The following is a 3,234-nucleotide window of genomic DNA, read 5'->3' as shown; positions in this document are numbered from 1 at the left end:
CCGTCTCGACCACCTGCGCGACCTTCGTTTCGGCCACTTCGTAGGTGAAGACGCCGCACACTCCGACGCCATGCTGGTGCACATGCAGCATGATGCGGGTCGCGTCCTCGCGGCTCTTCTGGAAGAACCGCTCCAGCACGTAGACGACGAATTCCATCGGCGTGTAGTCGTCGTTCAGAATCAGCACCCGGTACAGCGAGGGCTTCTGAAGCTTCGGCTTTGTTTCGGTGACGGTGGCGGCCCCGAGGCCCCCTTCCTGATCACCGGCCTTACGTGACGGCGGCATTCGTTGTCCGTGATTGGGGAGTCGATGGACAGATAGGAGATGATGGCCTGATTTGAAGCGGCGTCCAGTCACAGCTTGCGTGACAAAACCGTCAGCCCGCGATCGGGGTCCGTCGCCGGAATCGAAAAGGGCCCCCGGATCGCTCCGGAGGCCCCCTTGAACGCTTACTGTCGTTCAGGCTTAGCGGGCGGCCTGGAACTTCTCGACCGAGGCGGTGACGCGCTCGTTGATCGGCTTGAAGCTGTCCTTGACCGAGGCGGTGAGCACTTCGGTCATGCGGGTCACTTCGGCCAGATAGGTTTCGGCGGCCGACTTGGCCCAGTTGGTCTGCAGTTCGAGGGCTTCCTGGACCGAACGGGCCTGGGCCAGCGACTGGGCGGCGGCGACGCCGTCTTCCCACGACTTCTTGCCGTAGGCGACGGTCTGGGCCGACAGGGCCTCTACGCCCTTCTGGGCGGCGGTGGCCGAGGCGACGACGGCCTCGAGGTTCTTCTTGCCCTCGGCGTTCAGCTCGGTCAGGCCGGCCACCGACTTGTCGGCGGCTTCACGGAAGGCCTGCGCGCCGGCGGCCTGGATCTTCTCGGCCTGGGCCTGGGTCTTCTCGGCCGTAGCCTTGACCTGGGCGGTGGCGGCTTCGACGGTCTTCTTGACGTTCACGGTTTCGGCGCTGTCGGCCATGGTGTTTCTCCTGAACCTGTCGCGGCGTGGCCGCTTATAAGTGTTCCGCGGCGGGCGATCCCACCGCGACAGACGGTCATATGGTGCAAGTGCGAAGGAAGGTCAAGTGATTTTGTGCGCTGCACAATAATGTCGCCTCGCCGCCACGCGCCTGTCAGGAGAGATCGCTTCACAAATCCGTTGACGGCTTGTTTACCCTCACGAAACCCCGATGACGCATGTTAGCCTTTCGTCAGCGTCGCGTGGTGGGGCCGCCGTCGCGCTATGAATGTATGAGGCCTGCGCTTGCCGATCTTCGCCCTGGTCCGCCGCGAATTGCTGTCGTTGATGCTGATCATCGCCCTGGCGGTGGTCCCCACGACAGCGTCGCTGTCCGCCCAGGAGAACACCCGCTACGCCGCGATCGTGGTCGACGCCGAGACCGGCGAGGTCTTGTTCGCGCGCCACGCCGACAGCCAGCGCTATCCAGCCTCGATCACCAAGGTCATGACCCTGTACCTCGCGTTCGAGGCGCTGACGGAGGGCAAGGTCAAGCTGGACGATAGGATCACCGTCTCCGCGCTCGCCGCCAGCCAGCCGCCCTCCAAGCTCGGACTCGCCGCCGGCCAGACGATCTCCCTCGATGACGCCATGAAGGCGACCGCCGTGCGCAGCGCCAACGACATGGCCGTGGTCATCGCAGAGCACGTCGGGGGGTCGCAGGAACGCTTCGCCGAGCAGATGACGCAAAAAGCCCGCGAACTGGGCATGACCCAGACCCGCTACGTCAATCCGAACGGCCTGCCCGACACGGGCCAGGTCACCACCGCTCGCGACCTCGCCATCCTCGCGCGCGCCGTGATGCGCGACTACCCGCAGTACTACCGCTATTTCGGCCTGCACGACTGGACCTTCGAGGGCCGCGAATACCGCAATACCAACGGCCTCCTGCGCAGCGAGTTCGGCTATGACGGAATGAAGACGGGCTACACCCGCGCTTCGGGATACAACCTCGCGGCCTCGGCGGTGCGGGACGGCCGCCGTCTGGTCACCATCGTCCTCGGCGGCCGTACGACGGCCAGCCGCAACGCCCACGTCGCCAGCCTGATGGACACCGGCTTCGAGGTCGAGCGCCTGCGTCGCGCCGGCCAGCCGATCCAGATCGCCCAGGCGTACTTCGAGCAGAAGGGCTTCGGCATCGGCCCTGACAACTCCGGGCCCGTCGAGTACGCCTCTGTCGCTGCTGATGAGGAGGAGGACGAGGACGGCGTCGGCTCGACGGCCGTCAGCTACGCCGCCCTGCCCGCCGCCCCGCCGCAGCCGACGCGGATCACGCCCGCCCCGTCGGAGGGCCGCACAGTCGCCGCCCTGCTCCGCGAAAGGCCCGCTGACGTCACGGCCTCGCTCAACGGCGCTCCGGCGGCGCGCCCGGCGCCGCCGCGCACCCCGCCGCGCGAAACGGCCCGGGAGACTGCCGGCCGCTGGGCCGTGCAGGTCGGGGCGTTCCGGGACGAGACCGTCGCGCGCAACTGGCTGACCGAGGTCAACCGCCGCTTCCGCAGCCAGTTCGCGGCCGCCGAACGGTCAGTCCAGAACGCCGAGGGCTGGTACCGCTCGCGCTTCACCGGCATGAGCGAACAGGCCGCCCAGTCCGCCTGCGCCACCCTCGCCGAGCGCCGCGTGACCTGCATGGTGGTCCGGCCGCAATAACGCGGGTCTTTGCGCGCGCCCCTGAACCGGCCTAGGCTCCGCCCGCGGTTCGGGGGAGCGGCATGAGCGCATTCGAATACACCTCTGTCCTGGCGTCGATCATCATCGGCCTGGCGCTGGTCGATGTGCTGGTCAGCCTCAATCGCCTGATCCGGGCCGGCAAGACCGTGAAATGGCACTGGGCCGCGCCGGCGGCGGCGCTCCTCGTCGTCCTGACGGTCATCCAGATCTGGTGGAGCCTCTACAGACCCCAGGACGGCGCGATCACGATCGGCCAGTTCCTGCCGCTACTGGTGGAGCTGGTGATCCTGTTCCTGCTGGCCGCCGCCGCCCTGCCCGACGAGGTCCCCGCCGACGGGGTCGACCTGAAGGCCTATTACCACCGCAACGGACCCTATTTCTGGGGCCTGTTCACCGCCGCCCTCAGCTGGCTGCTCGTGGCGGAGATGATCGCCGCCGGCGTCAACGGCGGACTGATGGAGTTTCTCGAACGGCGCCTCGTCGACTTCGCCGTGCTGATCTTGTTCACATCGCTGATCTTCATCCGGCGGCTGTGGTGGCACGCCATCGCCCTTCTGCTT

General features: G+C 67.1%; 3 protein-coding genes and 1 pseudogene. 2 read left to right on the top strand and 2 right to left on the bottom strand.

Annotated elements, in window-relative coordinates; translation table 11 throughout:
* On the bottom strand, positions 1 to 286 hold a 286-nt coding region (gene clpS, locus VEC04_RS02670), incomplete at its 3' end, for an ATP-dependent Clp protease adapter ClpS (RefSeq protein ID WP_324773591.1).
* Between the two features lie 180 nt (positions 287 to 466).
* Positions 467 to 964, bottom strand: coding sequence for a TIGR01841 family phasin (locus VEC04_RS02665; protein ID WP_324773589.1), 498 nt, complete (start codon positions 962 to 964; stop codon positions 467 to 469).
* 285 nt (positions 965 to 1,249) lie between these two features.
* On the opposite strand from VEC04_RS02665, the gene VEC04_RS02660 reads away from it, so the two are divergent.
* Positions 1,250 to 2,653 carry a D-alanyl-D-alanine carboxypeptidase gene (locus VEC04_RS02660; protein WP_324773587.1) on the top strand — a complete coding sequence of 468 codons (1,404 nt, stop codon included), beginning with the start codon at positions 1,250 to 1,252 and terminating at the stop codon, positions 2,651 to 2,653.
* Between the two features lie 62 nt (positions 2,654 to 2,715).
* Positions 2,716 to 3,234 (top strand): annotated as a pseudogene (locus VEC04_RS02655) (hypothetical protein); the annotation flags it as partial.

The sequence above is a fragment of the Brevundimonas sp. genome, from assembly GCF_035626535.1.
Lineage (GTDB): Bacteria > Pseudomonadota > Alphaproteobacteria > Caulobacterales > Caulobacteraceae > Brevundimonas.
Note: the sequence above shows the minus strand (reverse complement) of the source record. Positions and strands in the feature narration are given on the sequence as shown.

Excerpts from the sequence above, each read along its gene's own strand:
- VEC04_RS02665 (WP_324773589.1), bottom strand. The coding sequence starts at position 964 with ATGGCCGACAGCGCCGAAACCGTGAACGTCAAGAAGACCGTCGAAGCC.